10 protein-coding genes are annotated in these 24,523 nt (G+C 76.1%); 8 read left to right on the top strand and 2 right to left on the bottom strand.

The genetic code is table 11. The annotated features are described in order from the left end of the window. The first annotated feature begins 244 nt into the window (after positions 1-244). The 6 genes from ACFWIC_RS02245 to ACFWIC_RS02220 all read left to right on the top strand — a co-directional run bounded on the left by ACFWIC_RS02245 (position 245) and on the right by ACFWIC_RS02220 (position 17,826). Entirely contained in the window at positions 245-457 is a 213-nt protein-coding gene (locus ACFWIC_RS02245) for an MbtH family protein (RefSeq protein ID WP_329880702.1), read from the top strand. Between the two features lie 8 nt (positions 458-465). Then, on the top strand, positions 466-1,464 hold the full coding sequence (locus ACFWIC_RS02240) for a TauD/TfdA family dioxygenase (protein WP_380515092.1): 999 nt from the start codon (positions 466-468) through the stop codon (positions 1,462-1,464). A gap of 56 nt (positions 1,465-1,520) precedes the next feature. Then, a complete protein-coding gene (locus ACFWIC_RS02235) occupies positions 1,521-15,233 on the top strand; it encodes an amino acid adenylation domain-containing protein (protein ID WP_380515089.1) in 13,713 nt (4,570 codons plus the stop codon). A gap of 7 nt (positions 15,234-15,240) precedes the next feature. Beyond that, the gene (locus ACFWIC_RS02230; protein ID WP_380515086.1) at positions 15,241-16,530 is read left to right on the top strand and encodes an MFS transporter; all 1,290 of its coding nucleotides are present in this window, start codon (positions 15,241-15,243) and stop codon (positions 16,528-16,530) included. Between the two features lie 80 nt (positions 16,531-16,610). Then, the gene (ddaH, locus tag ACFWIC_RS02225) at positions 16,611-17,417 is read left to right on the top strand and encodes a dimethylargininase (protein ID WP_380515083.1); all 807 of its coding nucleotides are present in this window, start codon (positions 16,611-16,613) and stop codon (positions 17,415-17,417) included. 199 nt (positions 17,418-17,616) lie between these two features. Further along, positions 17,617-17,826, top strand: a complete 210-nt coding sequence (locus ACFWIC_RS02220; protein WP_329948169.1) for a hypothetical protein — start codon at positions 17,617-17,619, stop codon at positions 17,824-17,826. 138 nt (positions 17,827-17,964) lie between these two features. Here the strand turns inward: ACFWIC_RS02220 and ACFWIC_RS02215 are convergent, their stop codons facing one another. Continuing rightward, positions 17,965-21,078: a BTAD domain-containing putative transcriptional regulator gene (locus tag ACFWIC_RS02215; protein ID WP_380515079.1), complete on the bottom strand. Its 3,114-nt coding sequence runs from the start codon at positions 21,076-21,078 to the stop codon at positions 17,965-17,967. 414 nt (positions 21,079-21,492) lie between these two features. On the opposite strand from ACFWIC_RS02215, the gene ACFWIC_RS02210 reads away from it, so the two are divergent. Continuing rightward, positions 21,493-22,518, top strand: coding sequence for a hypothetical protein (locus ACFWIC_RS02210; RefSeq protein WP_380515076.1), 1,026 nt, complete (start codon positions 21,493-21,495; stop codon positions 22,516-22,518). 103 nt (positions 22,519-22,621) lie between these two features. Here ACFWIC_RS02210 and ACFWIC_RS02205 read toward each other — a convergent pair whose 3' ends face one another. Next, complete coding sequence (locus ACFWIC_RS02205; protein WP_329880693.1) at positions 22,622-23,101, bottom strand: hypothetical protein; 480 nt, start codon at positions 23,099-23,101, stop codon at positions 22,622-22,624. A gap of 526 nt (positions 23,102-23,627) precedes the next feature. On the opposite strand from ACFWIC_RS02205, the gene ACFWIC_RS02200 reads away from it, so the two are divergent. Continuing rightward, positions 23,628-24,503, top strand: a complete 876-nt coding sequence (locus tag ACFWIC_RS02200) for an S-methyl-5'-thioadenosine phosphorylase (RefSeq protein ID WP_380515073.1) — start codon at positions 23,628-23,630, stop codon at positions 24,501-24,503. Positions 24,504-24,523: the final 20 nt, after the last annotated feature.

Below are 24,523 nucleotides of genomic sequence, written 5' to 3'. Positions count from 1 at the left end.
CGCCCCGGCCCCCCCCGCCCCGGCCCCCACGCACGACCCCGCTGTCGCTCCCGAACCCGGCCGACGACCCCGCCACGACCCCGCCCACGACCCTCCTCTCGCACCGACCGGACCCCGGTCCCGGGCCCCCGCCCGGCAGGTGGCTAACTGCCGCTCACCTGCCGGGCCTTGTGCCGCCCGGGCCCGTACGGCGCCGATACCTTCGAACCACACCCCAGGCCACACCCCCTTCGAGGAGACCACCGTGAGCAACCCGTTCGAGGACGACAACGCCGGCTACCTGGTGCTGGTCAACGACGAGAACCAGCACTCGCTCTGGCCGGTCTGGATCGACGTGCCGGCCGGCTGGACCACCGTCCACGGCGAGGCCACCCGCCAGGACTGCCTGGACTGGATCGAGGCCAACTGGACCGACATCCGCCCGGCCGGCCTGGTGGCCGCCCTCGGCACCCGGTGAGCGCCGCCATGCCGACCTGGGAGCTGAACCCCGGCCGTCCGGCCCTCACCCGCGTCCCGGCCGCCGCCGACGTCGCCGGAGCCTGCGCCTGGCTGCGGGACCACGAGGCCGAGCTGACCGCCGCCCTGCACGAGCACGGCACGATCTTTCTGCGCGGGCTGCCGGTGGCCACCGCCGCGGACGTCGCCGCCGTCCGCGACGTGCTGATCCCCGAGCCGACCCCGTACCGGGAGAAGGCCACCCCGCGCAGCGACTTCGGCGACGGCGTCTTCTCGTCGACGGACCTGCCGCCCGCGCAGTCGATCCGGATGCACAACGAGAACAGCTACACCCTGACCTTCCCCGGCCGGCTGCTCTTCGCCTGCCTGACGGCCCCGGAGGAGGGCGGCGCCACCCCGACGGCCGACGTCCGCAAGGTCCTCGCCGGGCTGCCCGCGCACCTGGCGGAGCGCGGTCGCTCCTCCGGCTGGACGCTCACCCGCACCTACTCCGACTACGTCTCGCTCGGCTGGCGGACCGCCTTCGGCACCGAGGACCGCGCCGACGTCGAGCAGTACTGCCGCGAGAACGGCATCTCCTGGGAGTGGCTGCCGGACGGCAACCTGCGCACCAGCCAGTTGCGCCCGGCCACCGTCCACCACCCGCACACCGACGAGGAGGTCTGGTTCAACCACCTGGCCTTCTGGAACGAGTGGTCGCTCGACCCGGACATCCGGGAGGCCATGGTCGACGAGTTCGGCGCGGACGGCCTGCCGTTCAACACCGGTTTCGGCGACGGCGAACCGCTCCCGCGGGAGGACGTGGACGCGCTCAACGCCGCGTACGAGGCGGCGACCGTCCGCGAGACCTGGCAGGTCGGCGACGTGATGCTGGTGGACAACGTGCTCTGTGCGCACGGCCGCGACCCGTTCCGCGGCGACCGGAAGATCGTCGTCGCGATGGGCCGGCCGGTCGACGTCCTGGACTGCCGACCCGGCGTGCTGCCCACCACCGCCGTCCCGGCCTGAGGCCGCCACCCATTTCCCACGCCGTGACGTGAGCAGACGTGAGTAGAGGAAGCACCGTGATCCCGGTTTCGTACGCACAGCAGCGGCTCTGGCTGGTCGACCAGATCGAAGGGCCGACCGCGCTCTACAACCTGCCGTTCGCGGTCCGGCTGCGCGGTGCGCCGGACACCGCCGCGCTGCGCGCCGCGACGGCGGACGTGGTCGCCCGGCACGAGGCCCTGCGCACGGTGTTCCCGGTGGTCGGGGGAGTCCCGGTGCAGCGGATCCTGCCGTCCGCGCAGGCGTCGATCGCCTTCGAGACGGTGGACTGCGCACCGGGACCGGACGGTGGGGACTACCCCGCCGTGCTGGACCGGGCCGCCGCCCGCACCTTCGACCTGGCGGCCGAACTCCCCCTCAGGGTCACGGTCTTCTCGCTCTCGCCCACCGAGCACGTGCTGCTCGTCGTGCTCCACCACATCGCCGGTGACGGCTGGTCGCTCGGCCCCCTGCTGCGCGACCTCGCCACCGCCTACCGGGCCCGGCTGGCCGGCTCCGCCCCCGCCTGGGAGCCGCTGCCGGTCCAGTACGCCGACTACACCCTCTGGCAGCGCGAGCTGCTCGGCGAGGAGTCGGACCCCGAGAGCCTGATGGCCCGTCAACTCGACTACTGGAGAGGAGTCCTGTCCGGTCTCCCGGAGGAACTGGAGCTCCCGGCCGACCGCCCCCGGCCCCCCGTCCCGACCGGCGCCGCCGACGCCGTCCCGTTCGTCTACGGCGCCGACCTGCACGCCGCGCTGGCCGATCTGGCGCGCCGCCACCGGTCCACCCTGTTCTCCGTCCTCCAGGCCGGCCTGGCCGCCCTGTTCACCCGCCTCGGCGCCGGCACCGACATCCCGCTCGGCACCGGCGTGGCCGGCCGCTCCGACGAGGCGCTGAACGACCTGGTCGGCTTCTTCGTCAACACGCTCGTCCTGCGCACCGACACCTCCGGGGACCCGACCTTCGCCGAACTCCTCGGCCGGGTCCGGGAGTCCCAGCTCGACGCGTTCTCCCACCAGGACGTTCCGTTCGAGCGGCTGGTCGAGGAGGTCAACCCGACCCGCGTGCTCGGCCGCCACCCGCTCTTCCAGACCCTGCTGGTCCTGCAGAACCACGAGGAGGGCGAACTCGGCCTGCCCGGGCTGGAGTCGGAGCCCGAGCCGCTCGGCCTGCGGGTGGCGAAGTTCGACCTCAACATCGGCATCACCGAACGGCACGGCCCGGACGGCGCCCCCGCGGGCCTCACCGGCTCGGTCGAGTACGCGGCCGACCTCTACGACCGGGCCACCGTCGCCGCCCTGTTCGAGCGGCTCGGCCGGCTGCTCGCCGCCGCGGCGGCCGACCCCGCGGCCCCGATCGGCGCCCTCGACGTCCTCGGCCCCGAGGAGCGCACCCTCCTGGTCGACACCTGGAACGCCACCGCCGCCCCGGTCCGGACCGGCTCCCTGCCCGCCCTGTTCGCGGCGCAGGCCGCCCGCACCCCCGACGCGGTCGCGCTCGCCCACGACGGCGGCACCGTCGGCTACGCCGAGCTCGACGCCCGCGCCAACCGGCTCGCCCACCACCTGATCGCCCGCGGCGTCGGCCCCGAGTCCCCGGTCGCCCTGCTGATGGAGCGCTCGGTCGACCTGGTCGTCGCCACCCTCGCCGTGCTCAAGGCCGGCGGCTGCTACGTCCCGATGCACGCCGGCCTGCCGCCCGAGCGGATGGCCGCCCTGCTCGCCGACACCGGCGCCCCCGTCCTGCTCACCGACCGCGCGGACCCGGGCTTCCCGCACACCGCCGCCGTGGTCCGGCCCGGCGACGGGCACGACGCCCCCGACCACGACCCGGGCCTGCCCGTCCACCCCGACCGGCTCGCCTACGTGATGTTCACCTCCGGCTCCACCGGCACCCCCAAGGGCGTCGCCGTCCGCCACCGCGACGTCGTCGACCTCGCCGCCGACCGCCGCTGGCAGGACGGCCGGCACGAGCGGATCCTGCTGCACTCCCCGCACGCCTTCGACGCCGCCACCTACGAACTGTGGACGCCCCTGCTGAACGGGGGCACGGTGGTGGTCGCCCCGCCCGGCACCCTGGACGCCGCCGCCCTGCACGCCGTCGCCACCCGGCACGACGTGACCGCCGTCTTCCTGACCAAGGCGCTCTTCGACCTGGTCGCCGAGCAGGCCCCCGAGACCTTCACCGCCCTGCGTACCGTCTGCACCGGCGGCGAGGCGGCCTCCGGCACCCTGCTGCGCCGCGTCCTCGACCGCTGCCCCGACCTGCTGCTCGCCCACGTCTACGGCCCCACCGAGGCCACCACCTTCGCCACGTTCCACCACCTCGCCCCCGCCGACCTGGCGGGCCCCCGCGCACCGATCGGCGGCCCGCTCGACAACATGCGCGCCCACGTCCTGGACGCGCGGCTGCAGCCCGTCCCGGCCGGTGTCCCCGGCGAGCTGTACGTCGCCGGGGCCGGCCTGGCCCGCGGCTACTGGCGCCGGCCCGCGCTGACCGCCGAGCGGTTCGTCGCCGACCCCTTCACGCCGGGGGAGCGGATGTACCGCACCGGTGACCTGGTGCGCCGCCGGGCCGACGGCGCGGTCGAGTTCCTCGGCCGGATCGACGGCCAGGTCAAGATCCGCGGCTTCCGGATCGAGCTCGGCGAGATCGAGGCGGTGCTCTCCCGCCACCCCGCCGTCCGGCAGGTCGTCGTGATCGCCCGCGAGGACCGCCCCGGTGACACCCGGCTGGTCGGCTACTGCGCCGCCGCCCCGGACGGCGCGTCCGGACTCGCCGCCGAGCTCAGGCAGTTCGCCGCCGGGACGCTCCCCGCGTACATGGTCCCGTCCGCCGTCGTCGTGCTCCCCGCCCTGCCGCTCAACGCCAACGGCAAGGTCGACCGGCGCGCCCTGCCCGCCCCCGACCTCGCCGCCGACACCGCGGGCCGCGCCCCGCGCGACGACCGCGAGCGCGCCCTCTGCGCACTCTTCGGCGAGATCCTCGGCATCGACGGCATCACCGTCGACGACGACTTCTTCGAACTCGGCGGCCACTCCCTGCTCGCCACCCGCCTGGTCGGCCGGGCCCGCACCGAACTCGGCGCGGAACTCGCCATCGGCGACCTCTTCCGGGCGCCGACCGTGGCCGCCCTCGCCGCCCGCCTCGCCGCCGGGCCGAGCGGCTCGACCGGGCCCGCCGCCGCCACCGCCTCCGTCGGCCGTGCCGGGTCCGCAGGGTCCGCCGCCGGCCCCGCCCGGATCGTGCTGGGCCGGGAGGAGCGCCCCGAACGGCTGCCGGTGTCCTTCGCCCAGCGCCGCCTCTGGTTCCTCGGCCGGGCCGAGGGCCCCGCCGCCACCTACAACGTGAACCTCGCCCTGCGGCTGACCGGCCCGCTCGACCCGGCCGCCCTCGAACGCGCCCTCGGCGACGTCGTCGACCGGCACGAGGCCCTGCGCACCGTCTTCGGCGAGCACGACGGCGTCCCCCACCAGCGGGTGCTGCCCGCCCCGCCCGGCCCGCTGCTCACCGTCACCGACCGCCCGGTCGACGAACTCACCGGCCACACCTTCGACCTGGCCGCCGACGTCCCGCTGCACGCCTACCTGCGGCCCGAAGGCGCGGACGAGCACGTCCTGCTGCTGGTCCTGCACCACATCGCCGGCGACGGCTGGTCGCTGCGGCCGCTCTTCCACGACCTCACCGAGGCCTACACGGCCCGGCTCGGCGGCGAACGGCCGGTCCAGGAACCGCTGCCGGTCCAGTACGCCGACTACACCCTCTGGCAGTACCGGCTGCTCGGCTCCGACACCGACCCGCACAGCCCGCTCGGCCGTCAGCTCGCCCACTGGCGCGAGGCCCTGGCCGGCCTGCCGGACGAGCTGCCGCTCCCCGCGGACCGCCCCCGCCCGCCCGTCGCCACCCACCGCGGCGACGTCGTCCCGCTGGAGCTGGACGCGGCCCTCCACGCCCGGCTGGCCGCCCTGGCCACCGCGCACGGGGCGACCCTGTTCATGGTGCTCCAGGCCGCGTACGCCACCCTGCTGCACCGCTTCGGCGCCGGCGACGACCTGCCGATCGGCACCCCGCTGGCCGGCCGCCTCGACGAGGCCCTCGACGACCTGGTCGGCTTCTTCGCCAACACCCTGGTGCTGCGCACCGACCTCGCCGGCCGCCCCACCTTCGCCGAGCTGCTGGCCCGCGTCCGGGAGGCCGACCTCGCCGCCTACGCGCACCAGGACGTGCCGTTCGAGCGCCTGGTCGAGGAGCTGAACCCGGCCCGCACGCTGGCCCGCCACCCGCTCTTCCAGGTGATGATCGCCTTCGACAACACCACCGGCGGCGGAGGTCCGGAGTTCCCGGGCACCCGCACCGCCTACGAGCCGCTCGGCCTGCCGACCACCGCCTTCGACCTCACCCTCAACCTCTCCGAACGCCACCACCCGGACGGCGCCCCGGCGGGGCTGGAAGGCGGCCTGGAGTTCGCCACCGACCTCTTCGACCGGAGCACCGCCGAGCGGCTCGCCGCCGCCCTCACCGCGATCCTCGCCCAGGTCGCCGAGCGCCCGGACCTCCCGGTCGCCGAGCTGGACGTGCTCGGCGAGGCCGGCCGGGCGGCCCTGGCCGACTGGCACGGCACCGCCCGCCCGGGGCCGGACGCCCTCGCCCCCGACGGCCTCGCGTCCGACGCCCTCGTCCCGGCCGTCTTCGAGGACCGGGCGGCCCGCACGCCGGAGCTCACCGCCCTGGTCTTCCGGGACACCCGGCTGACCTACGCCGAGCTGAACGCCCGCGCCAACCGCCTCGCGCACGGGCTGCGGTCCGCCGGCGTCGGCCCCGAGTCGGTGGTCGCCCTCGCGCTGCCCCGGTCGGCCGAGTCGGTGGTCGCCCTGCTCGCCGTGCTCAAGGCCGGTGCCGCCTTCCTGCCGCTGGACGCCGACTACCCCCGCGACCGGATCGCCTACCTGCTCGCCGACGCCCGCCCGGCGGCCGTCCTCACCACCGACGACTGGCCGCTGCCCGAGGTGCTGGACGGCCTGCCCGTCCTGCCCGCCGCCCCGGAGGCGTGGGCCGACCGGCCCGCCGGTGACCTTCCGGCCACGGCCGGCCCCGAGAACGCCGCGTACGTCATCTACACCTCCGGCTCCACCGGCCGCCCCAAGGGCGTCGTGGTCCGCCACGCCGGCTTCGCCAACCTGCTCGCCTTCCACCGCACCGAGACCGTCACCGTCGCCGAACAGGCCCGCCCCGGGCGGCGGTTCACCTTCGCCCAGACCGCCTCGCTGTCCTTCGACACGTCACTCGAAGCGCTGCTCTGGATGGTCGCCGGCCACGAGCTGCACGTACTGGACGACGACCTGCGCCGCGACGCCGCCGCCGTCGTCCGCCACCTCGCGCGCACCGGGGCCGACGTCCTCGACATCACCCCCGGCCACGCCGAACGGCTGGTCGAGGAGGGCCTGCTCACCGTCTGCCCGCCCGCCCTCGTGATGGTCGGCGGCGAGGCCCTCGGCCAGTCCCTCTGGAGCGTCCTCGCCGCCGCCCCCGACACCGCCGTCCTCAACGTGTACGGCCCCACCGAGTGCACCGTCGACGCGCTGTACCACCGGCTCACCGACGGCCGCCCGCTGATTGGCCGCCCGCTGCCCAACCTCCGCGCGTACGTCCTCGACGGGCAGCTGAACCCGGTGCCCGTCGGCGTCCCCGGTGAGCTGTACCTGGCGGGGGTGGGCCTGGCCCGCGGCTACCTCGGCCGCCCGGGCCTGACCGCCGAGCGCTTCGTCGCCGATCCCTTCGGCGCAGCGGCGGGAGCGGCGGGGGAGCGCATGTACCGCACCGGCGACCTCGCCCGCCGCCGCCCCGACGGCCGGGTCGAGTACCTGGGCCGCACCGACCACCAGGTCAAGGTGCGCGGCTTCCGGATCGAACCCGGCGAGATCGAGACCACTCTCACCGCCCACCCCGACGTGCTGCGCGCCGCCGTGCTGCCCCACCGGGACGGCGCGGCCGGCACCCGGCTGGTCGCCTACGTGGTCGGCACGCCGCAGCTCGACCCGGCCGCGCTGCGCGTCCACGCGGCCGCCGCCCTCCCCGACTACATGGTCCCGGCCGCCTTCGTGACCCTGGACGCGCTGCCGCTCAACGTCAACGGCAAGCTCGACCGGGCCGCCCTGCCCGCCCCCGACTTCGCCGCCGCGACCGGGGGCCGGGCCGCCCGGACGGCCCGCGAGGAGATTCTCTGCGGGCTGTTCGCCGAGGTCCTCGGCCTGGCGGAGGTCACCGTCGACGACGACTTCTTCGCCCTCGGCGGCCACTCGCTGCTCGCCACCAAGCTGCTCAGCCGGGTCCGCACCGCGCTCGGCGCCGAGCTGGGGATCCGGGACGTCTTCGAGGCCCCGACCGTGGCGGGCCTGGACCGGCGGCTGGACGGCTCCGACGCCCGGCCGGCCCTGACGGCCGGCGAGCGCCCGGAGCGGCTGCCGCTCTCCTTCGCGCAGCAGCGGCTCTGGCTGATCGACCGGATGGAGGGCCCGAGCGCCCTCTACAACATGCCGCTCGCGCTGCGCCTCACCGGAGCACTGGACCCGACCGCCCTCGAAGCGGCCCTCGGCGACCTGGCGGCCCGGCACGAGAGCCTGCGCACCGTCATCGCGGAGCAGGACGGTGAGCCCCACCAGCGGATCCTCACCCCCGCCGAGGCGCCCCTGCGGGTCGAACTCCTCGACTGCGCGCCCGGGGCCGTCGACGCCGAGGTCGACCGGGCGGCCCGCCGCCCCTTCGACCTGGCCGCCGAGCCGCCCGTCCGCGTCACCCTGCTGCGGATCGCCCCCGAGGACCACGTCCTGGTGGTGGCGCTGCACCACATCGCCGGGGACGGCTGGTCGATGGGCCCGCTGCTGCGCGACCTCGCCGAGGCGTACGCCGCCCGCCGGGACGGCTCGGCCCCCGGGTGGCGTCAACTCCCCGTCCAGTACGCCGACTACGCGCTGTGGCAGCGTGCCCTGCTCGGGGACGAGACCGACCCGGAGAGCCTCGCCGCCGGTCAACTCGCCTACTGGCGCGAGACCCTGGCAGACCTCCCGGAGGAGCTGGCCCTCCCGGCGGACCGCCCGCGCGGCGCCCGCGCCGATCACCGAGGCGACCGGGTGGCCCTGCCGATCGACGCCGAACTGCACCGGGCGCTGGTCGCGTTGTCGCGCGAGCACCGGGTCACGATGTTCATGACCCTCCAGGCGGGCCTGGCGGCGCTGCTCACCCGGCTCGGCGCCGGTACCGACGTGCCGATCGGCTCGGTCGTCGCCGGCCGCTCGGACGAGGCGCTGGACGACCTGGTCGGCTTCTTCGTCAACACGCTCGTCCTGCGCACCGACACCTCCGGCGACCCGACCTTCACCGAACTCCTCGGCCGGGTCCGGGAGACCGGCCTCGGCGCCTACGCCCACCAGGACGTGCCGTTCGAGCGGCTGGTCGAGGAGCTCAACCCGGCCCGTTCGCTGGCCCGCCACCCGCTCTTCCAGGTGGCGATGGTCCTGCAGTCCACCGAGGAGGCCGAGCCGGAGCTGGCCGGCCTGCGGGCCGAGTCGCTGCCGGCCGGCACCGGAGTCGCCAAGTTCGACCTGAACGTGACGCTGGAGGAGTTCTTCGGCCCCGACGGCGCGCCCGCCGGACTGGACTGCGCGATGGACTACGCCACCGACCTGTTCGACCGCGAGACGGTCGAGTCGATCGCCGCCCGCTTCGGCCGGCTGCTGGCGGCCGTGGTCGAGCGGCCGGGGCGGCGGATCGGCCGCGCCGACCTGCTGGCCGAGGGCGAGCGCGCCGAACTGCTCGGCGGCGCGCGGCCGTCGCCCGCCGACCGGCCGCTCGTCCCGGCCGTCTTCGAGGACCGGGCGGCCCGCACGCCGGAGCTCACCGCCCTGGTCTTCCGGGGCGCCCGGCTGACCTACGCCGAACTCGACGCCCGCGCCAACCGTCTCGCCCACGGCCTGACGGCGGCCGGCCTCGGCCCGGAGTCGCTGGTCGCGCTGGCCCTGTCCCGGTCGGCGGACACGGTGGTCGCCCGGCTCGCGGTGCTCAAGGCCGGCGCCGCCTTCCTGCCGCTGGACGCCGACCACCCCCTCGACCGCACCGCCCACATGCTGGCCGACGCCCGCCCGGCGGTCGTCCTCACCGACGCGGCCTGGCCGCTGCCGGAGGCTCTGGACGGCTTCCCGCAGCTCCGTACCGACGAGCACCTGTGGGCCGGGCAGCCCGCCGACGCCCTCCCCGCCCGGGTCGGGCCGTCCGACGCCGCCTACGTCATCTACACCTCCGGTTCCACCGGCCGCCCCAAGGGCGTGGTGGTGAGCCACGGCTCGATCGCCGCCCTGCTGGCCGCGCACCGGGCCGACACCTTCGGCGACGTCGAGCGGCGGCACGGCCGGCTCCGCGTCGCACTGACCGCCTCGCTCTGCTTCGACGCCTCCTGGGACAGCCTGCTCTGGATGGTCGCCGGCCACGAACTGCACCTGATCGACGACGAGCTGCGCCGCGAACCCGCCGCGCTGGTCCGCCACCTCCGGCAGACGGGCGTCGACGTCGTCAACGTCACCCCGTCCTACGCCGAACAGCTCCTGGACGAGGGCCTGTTGGACGAGCTCCTGCCGGGCGGGGGCCTGCCGGGCGAGGTCCCGCCGGGCGCGCCGGCGCCGCGGGTGCTGCTGCTCGGCGGCGAGGCCGTCGGCCAGTCGCTCTGGACCAGGCTGCGGGAGGCCCCCGCCACGGCCGCGTACAACCTGTACGGGCCCACCGAGTGCACCGTCGACGCCCTGATCCAGGCGGTCGCCGACTCGGACCGCCCGTCGCTGGGGCGGACCGTCCTCGGGACTCGGGCGTACGTGCTGGACGAGCACCTGAACCCGGTGCCCGTCGGCGTCCCCGGCGAGCTGTACCTCGCCGGGGCGGGCCTGGCCCGCGGCTACCTCGGCCGCCCGGGCCTGACCGCCGAGCGCTTCGTCGCCGACCCCTTCGCCGCGGGGGCGGACGCGGCGGGGGAGCGGATGTACCGCACCGGCGACCTGGTCCGCCGCACCCGCGACGGCCGGGTCGAGTACCTCGGCCGCACCGACCACCAGGTCAAGGTGCGCGGCTTCCGCATCGAACTCGGCGAGATCGAGCAGGTGCTCGCCCGCCACGAGACCGTCCGTCAGGCCGTCGTCACCCTGCACGAGAGCGCCGACGGGGACCGCCGCCTCGTCGCCCACTGCGCGACGGCCGCGCCCGGCACCGAACTCGCCCTCGAACTGCGCCGGTTCGCCGCCGAGTCGCTGCCCGCCCACATGGTGCCGTCCGCCGTCGTCACCCTCGACACGCTGCCGCTGACCGGCAGCGGCAAGATCGACCGCCGCGCCCTGCCCGACCCGGACTTCGGGCTCTTCGTCGGCGGCCGGGCCGCCCGCACCGCCCGCGAGGAACTGCTCTGCGGCCTCGTCGCCGAGGTCCTCGGGCTGCCGACCGTCTCGATCGACGACGACTTCTTCGCCCTCGGCGGCCACTCGCTGCTCGCGATGAAGCTGGTCAGCCGGGTCCGTTCGGCGCTCGGCGCCGAGCTGGGGATCCGGGACGTCTTCGAGGCCCCGACCGTGGCGGGCCTGGACCGGCGGCTGGACGGCTCCGACGCCCGGCCGGCCCTGACGGCCGGCGAGCGCCCGGAGCGGCTGCCGCTCTCCTTCGCCCAGCGACGGCTCTGGCTGATCGACCGGATGGAGGGCCCGAGCGCCCTCTACAACCTCCCGATCGCGCTGCGCCTCACCGGAGCACTGGACCCGACCGCCCTCGAAGCGGCCCTCGGCGACCTGGCGGCCCGGCACGAGAGCCTGCGCACACGTGTCACCGAGCAGGACGGCGAGCCCCACCAGTGGATCGTTCCGCCCACCGGGGCCCACGTCCCGTTCGACCGCCACCCCGCCCCGCCCGCCGACCCCGCCGCCGCCGTGGCCGCCTGCGCCGCGATCCCCTTCGACCTGGCCGCCGACCTCCCGGTCCGCGCCCACCTGCTCCCGCTCGCCCCGGACGAGCACCTGCTCGTCCTCGTTCTCCACCACATCGCCGGGGACGGCTGGTCGATGGGCCCGCTGCTGCGCGACCTCGCCGAGGCGTACGCCGCCCGCCGCGACGGCTCGGCCCCCGGGTGGCGTCAACTCCCCGTCCAGTACGCCGACTACGCGCTGTGGCAGCGCGCCCTGCTCGGGGACGAGACCGACCCCGGGAGCCGCGCCGCCGGTCAACTCGCCTACTGGCGCGAGACCCTGGCGGACCTCCCGGAGGAGCTCGCGCTCCCGGTGGACCGCCCCCGCCGCGCCGACAGCGGCCACCGCGGCGACCGCGTGGTCCTCCCGCTGGGCGCCGAACTGCACCGGGCGCTGGTCGCGTTGTCGCGCGAGCACCGGGTCACGATGTTCATGACCCTCCAGGCGGGCCTGGCGGCGCTGCTCACCCGGCTCGGCGCCGGTACCGACGTGCCGATCGGCTCGGTCGTCGCCGGCCGCACCGACGAGGCGCTGGACGACCTGGTCGGCTTCTTCGTCAACACCCTCGTCCTGCGCACCGACACGTCCGGCGACCCGGCCTTCGCCGAGCTGCTCCACCGCGTCCGGGAGGCCCAACTCGACGCCCACGCCCACCAGGACGTGCCGTTCGAGCGACTCGTCGAGGAGCTCAACCCCACCCGTTCGCTGGCCCGCCACCCGCTCTTCCAGGTGATGCTGCTGCTCCAGGGCGGCACGCCGGGCGGCGCCGGGGACGCACCGCTCGACCTGGCCGGCCTGCCGGCCACCGTCGAACCGGTCGGCGGGTACGAGGCGAAGTTCGACCTCTCCGTCGGCATGGGCGAGTCCTTCGACGCCGACGGCGCGCCCGCCGGACTGGAGTGCGCGATCGACTTCGCGACCGACCTGTTCGACCGGGAGACCGTCGAGTCGATCGCCGTCCGCTTCGGCCGGCTGCTGGCCGCGGTGGCCGCCCGCCCCGAACAGTCCATCGGCCGCGCCGACCTGCTCTCCGCCGCCGAGCGCGCGGAACTCCTCACCGAAGCGGCGGCGCCGCCGGCCGAGGCGCCGCTGCTGCCGGACGCCTTCGCGGCCCTGGCGGCCCGGACGCCGGACGCGACCGCCCTGGTCTCCGGGAGGACCCGGCTGACCTTCGCCGAGCTGGACGCGCTCGCGGACCGGCTGGCCGACCGCCTGGTCGCGGCGGGCGCCGGCCCCGAGTCGGTGGTCGCCCTGGCGCTGCCGCGGTCCGCCGAGACGGTGGTCGCCGTGCTCGCCGTCCTCAGGTCCGGCGCCGCCTCGCTCCCGCTGGACGCCGAGTACCCGGCCGACCGGACCGCCGCCATGCTCGCCGACGCCGCGCCCGCGCTGGTCCTCACCGACGACCGCTGGCCGCTGCCCGAACTGCTGGACGGCCTGGCCACCCTCTGCCCCGGCCCGGCGGACGGCCCCGCCGCCGCCCGCGCTGCCGCCGAGCGGACGGCCGCCCCCCGCACCCCGGCCACCCGAACCCCGGCCCCCCGCACCCCGGCCACCCGCGCCACCCGCGCCCCCCGTGCCACCGCCGGGGACGCCGCGTACGTCGTCTACACCTCCGGTTCCACCGGCCGCCCCAAGGGCGTGGTGGTGAGCCACGGCTCGATCGCCGCCCTGCTCGCCTCGCACCGGGCCCCGACCGGCCCGATCGGCGCGGCCGAGCGCGCCCACGGCCGCCTGCGCGTCGCCCTCACCGCCTCGCTCTGCTTCGACGCCTCCTGGGACGGCCTGCTCTGGCTGGTCGCCGGCCACGAACTGCACCTGCTCGGGGACGACGTCCGCCGCGACGCCGCCGCCCTCGTCCGGCACGTCCGGGCCGAGCGCGTCGACGTCCTGGAGATCACCCCTTCCTACGCCGAACAGCTGCTCGACGAGGGCCTGTTGGCCGCGCCGGCGCCGCGGGTGCTGCTGCTCGGCGGCGAGGCCGTCGGCCAGTCGCTCTGGACCAGGCTGCGGGAGGCCCCTGCCACCGCCGCGTACAACCTGTACGGGCCCACCGAGTCCACCGTCGACGCGCTCACCCAGCCGTTCGCCGCCACCGATCGCCCCGCGCTGGGGCGGACCGTCCTCGGGACTCGGGCGTACGTGCTGGACGAGCACCTGAACCCGGTGCCCGTCGGCGTCCCCGGCGAGCTGTACCTCGCCGGGGCGGGCCTGGCCCGCGGCTACCTCGGCCGCCCGGAGCTCACCGCCGAGCGCTTCGTCGCCGACCCCTTCGCCGCAGGCGTGGGCGCGCCGGGGGAGCGGATGTACCGCACCGGCGACCTGGTCCGCCGCACCCGCGACGGCGCCCTCGCCTACCTGGGCCGCACCGACCAGCAGATCAAGATCCGCGGCTTCCGCGTCGAACCCGGCGAGATCGAGCACGTGCTCACCCGTCACCCACGCGTCCACGCCGCCACCGTGACGGCCCGCGAGGACGGCGCCGCCGGCCCCCGCCTGGTCGCCTACGTGGTCGCCGACGGCGGATCCGCCGCGCGGGGAACCGGCCGGGACACCGGCCCGGGAGCCACGCCCGACACCCCCCTCGACCCGGCCGAGCTGCGGGCCTTCACCGCCGAGTCGCTGCCCGCCCACATGGTCCCGTCCGCCGTCGTGCTCCTCGACGCGCTGCCGCTGACCGCCGCCGGCAAGGTCGACCTCCGCGCCCTGCCCGCCCCGGACTTCGCCGCCTCGCCCACCGGACGCCCGCCCCGCACCCCGCGCGAGGAACGGCTCTGCGGCCTCTTCGCCGAGGTCCTGGGACTGCCCGGCGTCTCCGTCGACGACGGCTTCTTCGACCTCGGCGGCCACTCGCTGCTCGCCATGAAGCTGCTGGGCCGGATCCGCACCGCCTTCGGCACCGACCTCGGGATGCGGGCCCTCTTCGAGGCCCCCACCGTCGCGGGCCTGGCCCGCCGCCTGGACGCGGCGGACGGCCCGTCGGCCGCCGCCGGCGCCCCCGGCGCCCCGGACCCCTCCGACGCCCTCGACGTGCTGCTCCCGCTCCGCGCCGGCGGCAGCAGGGCCCCGCTGTTCTGCGTCCACCCCGCCGCGGGCATCAGCTGGGTCTACTCGGGCCTGCTGCGCCACCTCGGCCCCGACCGCCCGGTCTACGGCCTCCAGGCCCGCGGCCTGCGCGGCGGCTCCCCGGCTGCCGTCACCGAGATCGCCGAGGACTACGTGCGCGAGCTGCGCACCGTCCAGCCCGAGGGCCCGTACCACCTGCTCGGCTGGTCCTTCGGCGCGGTCGTCGCCCAGGCGATGGCCGTCCGGCTCCAGGCCGACGGCGCCGAGGTCGCGCTGCTCGCCCTCCTCGACGGCGTGCCGGCCGACCCCGCCGGGTACGCGGACGCCCCGCCGTCCGACGACCCCGTCGACACCCTCGCCGAGCTGCTCGTCTCGCTCGGGTACGACCCGGCCGACGGACGCGGGCAGGCCGACCTCACCGCGCTGCTCGGCGAGGCCGCCGGCGTCCTGCCCGACGTCTTCGAACACCACCGCAAGCTGATGGCCGAACACGTGCCGGACCGCTACCGGGGCGACGCCGTCTTCTTCGGCGCCACCCTCGACAAGCCCGCGGACTGGCCCTACGAGGCGGCCTGGCGGCCGTACGTGGACGGCCGCGTCACGCTCCACCGCATCGCCTGCGAGCACGGCGCCATGACACAGCCCGACCCCGTCGCACGGATCGCTGCCGTGCTGGCCGAGAAGCTTGGAGAGTGACCCCGTCATGACCACCACTGTCTCCGTCCCGCCGCCCGTGGCGGACCCGCCGAGGAGGAGCCGCTGGGGCCTCTGGGCGCAGGGCGACTTCCGCAAGCTCTGGATCGGCGAGACGACCAGCGGCCTCGGCACCGCCGTCGGCAACGTCGCGCTCGCCCTGGTCGCCGTCGTGACCCTCGACGCCTCCCCGTTCATGGTCGGCGTGCTGACCGCCTCCGCCTGGGTGCCCTGGCTCTTCCTCGGTCTGCTGGCCGGCGCCTGGGTGGACCGCTGGCCCCGGCTGAAGGTGATGCTGGTCTGCGACCTGCTGTTGCTGCTGCTGTTCGGCAGCGTGCCGGTGGCGGGCTGGCTCGACGCCCTGACCATGGCCCAGCTGGTGGCGGTGGCGCTGCTGGCCGGTGCGGTCAAGGTGTTCTTCTCCACCGCCTACGGCGCCGTCCTGCCCGCGCTGGTCGCCAAGCAGGACCTGCTGGAGGCCAACGTCAAGCTGCGCTCGGGGGACTCCGCGGCGGAGATCGCCGGGCCGGGTCTGGCGGGCCTGCTCTCCCAGGTGTTCGGCGCGGCCAGCGGGCTGCTCGCCGACTCGGTCACCTACCTGGTGTCGGCGCTCTGCGTGGGCACCATCAAGGCCGAGGAGACGCCGCCGCCGGTCTCCGAACGGCGCGGCATCCTGCGGGAGATCGGCGAGGGCGTCCGCTTCCTGGCGCACGACCCGTACCTCCGCACGCTGGCGACCTTCGGTGCCGTCGGCAACCTCGGGCTGAACGGCATCCAGGCGGTGCAGACGGTCTTCCTGGTCCGCAGCGTGGGGGTGACGCCCGGTGGGATCGGCATGGTCTTCGCGGTGGTGTCGATCGGCGGCCTGGCCGGTGCGGCGCTGGCCGGGCGGATCGCCCGGCGGTTCGGCACGGCGCGCGGGCTGCTGCTCTGCGAACTGGTCGCCGCGCCGTTCATCCTCCTGCTGCCGTTGGCCGGTGAGCAGCTGCCGCTCGCGGCGAGCGCCGTCGCCTGGTCGGTCGCGGTCTGCGGGGTGATCGCCGGGAACGTCATCGCCGGCAGCTTCTACCAGTCGTACTGCCCGCCCGAGATGATCGGCCGGATCCGGGCCAGCGCCTCGACCGTGAACTTCAGCGCCATCCCGGTGGGCGCCCTGCTCGGCGGCTGGCTGGGCGAGGTGCTCGGTGCCCGCACCACCATCTGGATCATGGCGGGCGTGCTGCTGTCGGCCGGCGCGGTGCTGCTGGCCGGCCCCCTGCGCGGCCTGCGGAACTTCCCCGAGCGACCCGCCGACTCCTGACCCGCCCCCGGCGGACCCTCACCCCCGGTCTCCCCGGTCTCCTCACCTCCCTCACCTCCCTCACTTCCCGGAGCCCCGCCATGACCCGCACCGCCCGCCCGCGCCGCTACCTGATGTGCCGTCCGACCCACTTCGAGGTCAGCTACGCGATCAACCCCTGGATGGATCCGGCCAAGCCGGTCGACACCGGCCTCGCCGTCGCCCAGTGGGAGCGGCTGTACGAGCTCTACGGCGAGCTCGGTCACCGGGTCGACCTGATCGACCCGCTGCCCGGCCTGCCCGACATGGTGTACGCGGCGAACGGTGCGACCGTCGTCGACGGCCGGGTGCTCGGTGCCCGGTTCCGCAACGTCGAGCGCGCCGCCGAGGGCCCGGCCTACCTGGAGTGGTTCCGCGCGAACGGCTTCACGACGCACGACCCGGAGCACGTCAACGAGGGCGAGGGCGACCTGCTGCTGACCGGCGGCCACCTGCTGGCCGGGCGGGGCTTCCGCAGCGAATCCGCCGGGCACGCCGAGGCGCAGGAGTTCCTCGGCCGGCCGGTGATCGGCCTGGACCTCGTCGACCCGCGCTTCTACCACCTCGACACCGCGCTGAGCGTGCTCGACGGCGACGAGGTCATGTACTACCCGGGCGCCTTCTCCGCGGGCAGCCGGGCGGTGCTGCGGCGGCTGTTCCCGGACGCGGTGCTGGTGGAGGAGGCGGACGCGGCGGTGTTCGGGCTCAACGCGATCAGCGACGGCCTGCACGTGGTGTTGCCGGAGGCCGCGACCGGGGTGGCGGCCCGGCTGCGGGAGTGCGGCTTCCGGCCGATCGGGGTGGACCTCTCCGAGTTGTTCAAGGGCGGCGGCAGCGTGAAGTGCTGCACCCTGGAGATCCGCCCCTAGAGCGTGCTGCGGCCACCGGGACCCGGCCCGCCCCCGCTCGCCCGCGCCCGCCCGCTCTCGGTGATGGGCGACCGGATCGACGACGGTGATCGACGCACGGTGCTCGTGCGTCGATCTGCCGTTGAACGCGCCTTGCCATGATGATCCCATCACCCCGGAAAACCCCTTCCCACCAGGGAAGACGCCCTAGGGAGCAGTCATGGCGAAGCGCTCGAACCACCGTCTCACCCGGATCCGCCTGGCCGCCGCCGGCCTCGGTCTGGCGATCGCCCTCGGTGCGGCGGGCACGGCGATGGCCGACGGTGCGACCGGCGCCGGCCAGGGCGGGGTGGTCACGACCACCCCGACCCCGACCCCGACCCCCACCGACGGCGGCGGACACGGCGACTGGAACAGCACCGGCTCCTGACCCCCGTACCGGGCACGGCTCCCGCCGCCTCCCCGAGCGCAGAACCGTTTCTTCAACGGCCGTTGCTCCGCCCCCGTCCACACGGCACGGACGGCACGGACGGCCCCGAGCCCTCCGCCGCACCGGCGGCCGGCCGGCTCACGGCTCGACCAGCGCGAACGCGGGCTCCGTCAGCAGCACCGCCACCTCGGCGGCCTCAGGCAGCCCCAGACGGGCGAAGATCTCGAACGCCTGCCGGAGCCTGACCCCCGCCTCCGCCCCGCGTCCGAGGTCCGCGAGCGAGCGGCCCAGTACCACCAGCGCCTGTGCCTGGTCCCGTTCCGCCCCCAGCTCCTCGCAGAGCACCAGGGCCTGCCCGGCGTGGTCCAACGCCTCGTCGGCCCGGCCGAGCGAGCGCAGACTGTCCGCCAACCGGTAGCGCGCGTGCGCGGCCCGGTCCCGCAGACCCGCGCCCAGCGCCACCGCCAGGCACTCGCCGAACCACGTGACCGCCTCCGCGTGCCGGCCCAGCGCGTGCAGCGCCAGCCCCAGCACGTAGAGGGTGTACGCGCGCCCCGGGTCGTCCTGCCGGGTGCGCAGCTCGGCGAGCACCTCGTGGCAGATGGCCACCGCCTCGTCCGCCCGTCCGCTGCGGACCCGCGCCAGCGCGGCGTTCACCGTCGTCACCAGGGCGCCGGAACGGTGTCCCAGCGCGTTGGCCAGCAGCAGCGCCTCGTCGTAGAGGTCGACCGCCTCGTCGTAGCGGCTGAGGAACTGGCAGATCAGGCCCAGGTCGTTCAGCGCCTGACGGAGGATCACCGTGTCCCCGGCGGCCCGCGCGGCCCCGGCCGCCTGCCGGGCCGCCGCCTCGGCCGCGTCCAGCCGGGTCGCGGCGAGGGCGACGTTCCCGCGCAGGAAGTGCGCGCGCCCCTCGGCCCGGACGTCCCGGTGCCGGGCCGCGGCCTCGGCCAGCGCGTCGGCGGTGGCTGCCAGCCGGCGGCTCGGCGGGGTGAGCACGAACGGGGTGAGCGCGATCAGCAGGTCGATCGCGGCCCGCAGCGCCGACCCGTCCGCCCCACCGTGGGCCGCCCCACCGTCCGAAGCAGCCGCCCCGCCCGCCGGATTCTCGCCCGCCGGGGTTGCTCCCGCCTGCTCCGCGACCTGGGCCGCCAGGGCCACCGCGCCCGCCCGCTCCGCCGACGCCCACGCCCGCGCGGCGTCGTGGCCGGCCAGCGGAACGCCGCGGGAGCGGGCCGGGCCGAGCGCGCCGGCCGCCGGGTCGCCCGGCACCGCGTGCTGGAACGCGGTGCACGCCGTGGCCAGCAGGTGGTCCAGCAGGCGGTCCCGGGCGGCCACCACCTCGCCGTGGTCCCGGGCCGGCTCCGCACCCTCCGCCGGCCGCCGCCGGGCGAACGCCCGCAGCAGGTCGTGGTACCGGTACCGGCCCGGGAACGGCGACTCGACCATCGCCACGTCCACCAGCGCCTCCAGCAGGTCCTCGGCGTCGTACTCGTCGAGGTCCAGCAGCGCGGCGGCCGAGGCCAGGCCGATGTCCGGCCCGTCCACCGACGCGACCAGCCGGAACGCCCGGGCCTGGTCGGCGGTCAGCTGCCGGTAGCTCAGCTCGAAGGCCGCCGCCACCGCGAGGTCCCCGATCCGCAGCTCGTCGATCCGCCGCCGCTCCACCTGGAGGCGGCGGCTGAGCGTCTCCACCGTCCACCCGGGCCTGGCGGCCAGCCGGGCGGCCACGATCCGGACCGCCAGCGGCAGGTGGCCGCAGGCCACCACCAGCTCCCGCGCCGCGTCCTGTTCGGCGGCCAGCCGTTCGGCGCCGATGGTGCGGCCCAGCAGGTCCAACGCCTCGGCGGGCTGGAACACGTCCAGGTCGACCTGGACGGTGGCGGGCAGTCCGGCCGGCCGGGTGCGCCCGGTGGTGAGCACCGCGCAGCCGACCGCCCCCGGCAGCAGCGGCCGGATCTGTGCGGCGTCCTTCGCGTTGTCCAGCACCAGCAGCAGCCGTCGTCCGTCCACCACCGAGCGGAACAGCGCCGAGCGGGCGTCCAGCCCGTCCGGCACCGCGTCCGCCGCCACCCCGAGGGCCACCAGGAACCCGCTGAGCACCGCCTCCGGATCGGCCGGGACGGGGTCGGACCCGCGCAGGTCCACGTACAGCTGGCCGTCCGGGTAGGCGTCCCGGACCCGGTGCGCGACGTGCAGCGCCAGCGCGGTCTTGCCGACCCCGCCCATGCCGACCACGGTCGCGATCACCAGGGCCTGCGGGGAGGGCGAGCCCAGGGCCTCGTCCAGCACCCGGACCGGCGCCGTCCGCCCGGTGAAGTCGGCGGCGTCCGGCGGCAGCTGCGCGGGGCGGGGCGGCGCGGCGGCCGGTCGGGCCGTCGCGCGGGCCTCGCCCGTCTCCTCCGGCTCGCCCGCCCCGGCGGCGGCCTCGGGCCCGGTGCTCCCCGCCACCGCCGGGCCCGCCGGCTCCGGCGCGGCGGGTGCGGCCAGGGCCGGGTCCCCCTCCAGGATCCGCCGGTGCAGCTGCTCCAGCTCCGTGCCCGGCCCGACCCCCAGCTCCGCGAGGAAGAGCTGCCGCACGCCGCGGAACACCGCGAGTGCGTCGGCCTGCCGTCCGGCCTGGTACAGCGCGCGCATCAGCAGCTCGTAGGCCCGCTCGTGCAGCGGGTGCTCGGTGGTGAGCGCGGTCAGCTCCGGGATGCAGCGCGAGTGACGGCCCAGCGTCAGGTCCAGGCCGATCCGCTCCTCCAGGAGGGTCAGCCGCAGTTCCTCCAGCCGCTGCCGGTGCCGCTCCGCGAACGGACCGGGGATGCCGGCCAGCGGCTCGCCCTGCCACAGTTCCAGGGCCTGGTTGAGCAGGTCGCGGGCGCGCAGCGGGTCGGTCCGGGCCGTGCGCTCCGCCTCGGCGGCCAGCGACTCGGCCTCGGCCGCGTCCACCGCGAGCTTGGGCAGCACGAGGCGGTAGCCGTCGCCCATCGACACCAGGACGCTCGGTGCCTTGTCGTCGCCGCCCCGACCGCCGTCGGCGGGCCCGTCCGCGCCGCCGACGGTTCCCCCGTCGAGGATCTTCCGCCACCGCCACGCGTAGGTGCGCACGGTGGTCATCGCGGCGTTCGGGGGCTCCTCGCCCCAGAGCGCCGCGATCAGGTCGGTGGCGCTCGCGGAGTGGCCGGGCCGCAGGAGGAGGACGGCAAGCATCGCCTGCTGCTGCGGACTGCCCACCTTGAGCGCCGACGCGCCCCGGTACGACCGCATCAGACCGAGTAAGGAAAAACGGAGATCGCCCAAATCCTGCCCCCAGCTGCCCCAGGACAGTGCCCGCCCCGCTCGTGCACATGTCAGACTTCGTGTCACCTATAAACCACAGCGCCGCACCCGATGTCGAGACTTCGTTGAGCCTGCGGTGACCGGGCGTTGAACGCGGTCGTACAGAATCGACCGTGCGGGGGGCCACCGGAGACGGTCCGGCCGGCCCCCGTCCCGCCCTGCACGCCGGGCACAGGGAAACCCCCTGCTCCCCGAACTTCCCTACCCCCCAAGGCCGCTACCGCTGCGGGCCGGTCCACCCCGCGCCTGCCTCCGCCCGGAACGGCCGGGACCCCCGTGCTCCGGCCCCGCCGTCGGTCGCCGCAGCGCGGGCCACGACCATACCTTCGGAGGCGGACGTCCGTGAATACCGCTCTGCTCTACCACCTGCTCGACGTCGACCCGGCCGACGGGCCGGCCGAACTGCTCCACCGCGCCCGCGGCAGCCGCCGGCTGCCCACCCTGGTGCTCTCCGCCCTGGCCGGCGACGGCGTCCGGATGGGCGAGCCCGCCCGCGCCGAACTCCGCCGGGCCCGCGACCGCGCCGACCGCTACACCCGCCTCGCCGACGACCTCGCGCGCTCCACCGGCGTCCGCGCCCTCCGCGGCCTCCCGCTCGCCGGCTACTACCCGGCCGACCTGCTCAGGCCGCTGGACGTCCTCGACCTGGTCGCCCCCGGCGAGGCCGCCCTCTGGCAGGCCGTCGTCCGCCTGGTCACCGACCACCCGGTGGAGCACATCGAGGTCACGCTGCTCGGCGACCGCCCCCACCACACCGCCGTCACCGTCCTCTGGCCGGCCGAGGACCCGCTCGTCGACCCGTGGTACCGCGTCCGCGTCACCACCGCGGCCCTCGACGGGGACGGCGCGGGCGTCCCCGTCCGCCCCTACCTGGTCGCCGACGACCACGTCGAATGCCTCATCGCCCTCGCCGAGGAGGGCCTCCGCCGCCCCTTCCTCCCGGTCGACGTCCTCGACGTCGCGGCCCTCGACCGGCAACCCTTCGAACCCGCCGAGACCGCCGCCGTCGTCGCCGCCTACCGGCTCGCCCCCGAGGCCGCGGCCCTCCTCGACCTCGCCGCCACGTACCTCCCGCTCGGCCCGCTGGCCCTGGTCCGTGCCTCCCTCGAAGCCGAACTCGCCCCCGAGAACCGCCGCCGCACCGAGGCCGCCGCCGCCCTGCGCCCCGCCGCCCGCCACGGCACCCTGCTGCGCCGTACGGCCATCCGCCACGACTGGGACGAGGCCCTTCTGGCCCCCGTGCCCGACGGCCCGCTCCTGCTCACCCCCGTCGCCGACTACCTCCTCACCCCGGCCCCGGACTCCGCCACGCAGGCGGAACGCGCGGCGGGGCTGCGGGCGCTCCACGACTGGGACGCACTCTGTTGACCGGGCCGCTTCGCTTCGCTACGTCCTGCCCGCCGCTACGCCCTGCCCGCCGCCACGGCGGCGACCACGGCGGCGACAGGCCGGCCGGTCGGCCGGAGAAGTCCTACTCCTCGACCGGTTCGGCGTCGCTCAGGTCCTCCACCCGCACCGGCCGTCGCCCGTCGAACACCACGGCCAGGCCGTACGGGTCGCAGACCGGCAGGCTCCCTTCGGTGAACCGCAGCTGCCACCCGTCCACGAAGAAGTCGACCTGCGGGGCGCCCAGCGGAAGCTCCGCGGCCGGCGCCGCGAGGTAGTGCCCCGCCTCCTCCGCCGAAAGCCCGAGCGACCCCGGGTCCGAGGCCATCACCCGCTGGACGAACCCGAGCGCCGCCCCGACGAAGCGGTCCACCTCCGCGACCACCTCGCCGAGAAGCGTCCGATCCACCTGCCCCGGCTCCTCGCCGGCCTCCAGCAGCACGTTGACCTCGACCGGCTCCCCGCCCCGCGCGCACCGGGGCGGCTCCGTCACTCCCCAGACCCGCAACCCGCCCGGCCCGTCCGCGACCGGCACCAGCCTGCCGAACCCCGCGCCCGCCGTCACGCCCGCTCACCGCTCCCGGTCACCGGCCACCTCTCGTTTCGCTCCAGTCGCTCTCAGCGTAGGGCCCGACCACCGCGGCTCCCTCGACCCGTCCGCCCTTCTCGCTTCACGTCCACGGGAGTTGCCGGTTCGCCGGCGGACGGTCGAGCCTTGACCGGACATCGAACTTAGGCAAGGCTAACCTTCATGTCGGATGACTTCCCGGTGCACGGCCTCTCGGGCGTGGCGCCGCCGGGCTCGCCGCCGCCGCACCCGGCTGGAAGGCCGTCGCCGAGCACCCGGTCATGGAACGGATCGGCCCCGCGCAGCGGATCGCCGCCGCCGTCCTGCGCGTCCCGATGCTCGGTCACCGCCCCTACGCGGTGGCCGAGCTGACCGCCGGCGGACCGCCCCGCTGACGACGCGGCCCACCACCAGGCCCGGCCGGGCCCGCCCGACGCGGCCGGACCGCCGCCGGGTACCCCTCGTCCGTCGCGCCCTCCTAGGGTGGCCGGTGCAACCCCGACCGCCCCCGAGAGGTGACCACGTGACGACCACCCGGCCCGCACCCGATCCGGCCCCGCGCGCGGAACTCGGCGTGATCGGCGGCTCCGGCCTGTACGCGCTGCTCGACGACGTCACCGAAGTCACCGTCGACACCCCGTACGGGCCGCCCAGCGACTCGCTGTTCGTCGGCGAGGTGGGCGGCCGGCGGGTCGCGTTCCTGCCCCGGCACGGGCGCGGGCACGCCGTCCCGCCGCACCGGATCAACTACCGCGCCAACCTCTGGGCCCTGCACTCCCTCGGGGTCCGCCAGGTGCTCGGCCCCTGCGCGGTCGGCGGGCTGCGCCCCGCGTACGGGCCGGGCACCCTGCTCGTGCCCGACCAGTTCGTCGACCGCACCTCCGGCCGGGAGCAGACCTTCTACGACGGCGTCCCGCTCCCCGACGGCTCCGTCCCGGGCGTCGTGCACGCGCCGATGGCCGATCCCTACTGCCCGGCCGGCCGCGGCGCCGTCCTGGCGGCGGCCCGGGCCGCCACCTGGGAACCGGTCGACGGCGGCACCCTCGTGGTGATCGAGGGCCCGCGCTTCTCCACCCGCGCCGAGTCCCGCTGGTTCACCGCGAACGGCTGGTCGGTCGTCGGCATGACCGGCCACCCGGAGGCCGTCCTCGCCCGCGAACTCGCCCTCTGCTACACCTCCCTGAACCTGGTCACCGACCTGGACGCGGGCGTGGAGAGCGGCGAGGGCGTGACCCACGCCGAGGTGCTGAAGGTCTTCGCCCGAAACGTGGACCGGCTGCGCACGGTCCTCTTCACCGCCCTGGAGGCCCTCCCCGCCACCCGCACCTGCCCCTGCCCGCACGCCCTCGACGGCTTCACCCCCGGCCTCCCCGGCCTCCCCGGCCTCCCGGCCACCTGACCGGGACTGCCCGGCCCGCC

The sequence above is a fragment of the Kitasatospora sp. NPDC127035 genome (genome assembly GCF_042726075.1).
Taxonomy (GTDB): Bacteria; Actinomycetota; Actinomycetes; order Streptomycetales; family Streptomycetaceae; genus Kitasatospora.
This window is presented reverse-complemented; position numbering and strand designations above follow the sequence as displayed.

Coding starts and splice junctions, on each gene's coding strand:
- ACFWIC_RS02220 (WP_329948169.1), top strand. CDS start 17,617: ATGGCGAAGCGCTCGAACCACCGTCTCACCCGGATCCGCCTGGCCGCC.
- ACFWIC_RS02230 (WP_380515086.1), top strand. CDS start 15,241: ATGACCACCACTGTCTCCGTCCCGCCGCCCGTGGCGGACCCGCCGAGG.
- ACFWIC_RS02215 (WP_380515079.1), bottom strand. CDS start 21,078: ATGCGGTCGTACCGGGGCGCGTCGGCGCTCAAGGTGGGCAGTCCGCAG.
- ACFWIC_RS02240 (WP_380515092.1), top strand. CDS start 466: ATGCCGACCTGGGAGCTGAACCCCGGCCGTCCGGCCCTCACCCGCGTC.
- ddaH (WP_380515083.1), top strand. CDS start 16,611: ATGACCCGCACCGCCCGCCCGCGCCGCTACCTGATGTGCCGTCCGACC.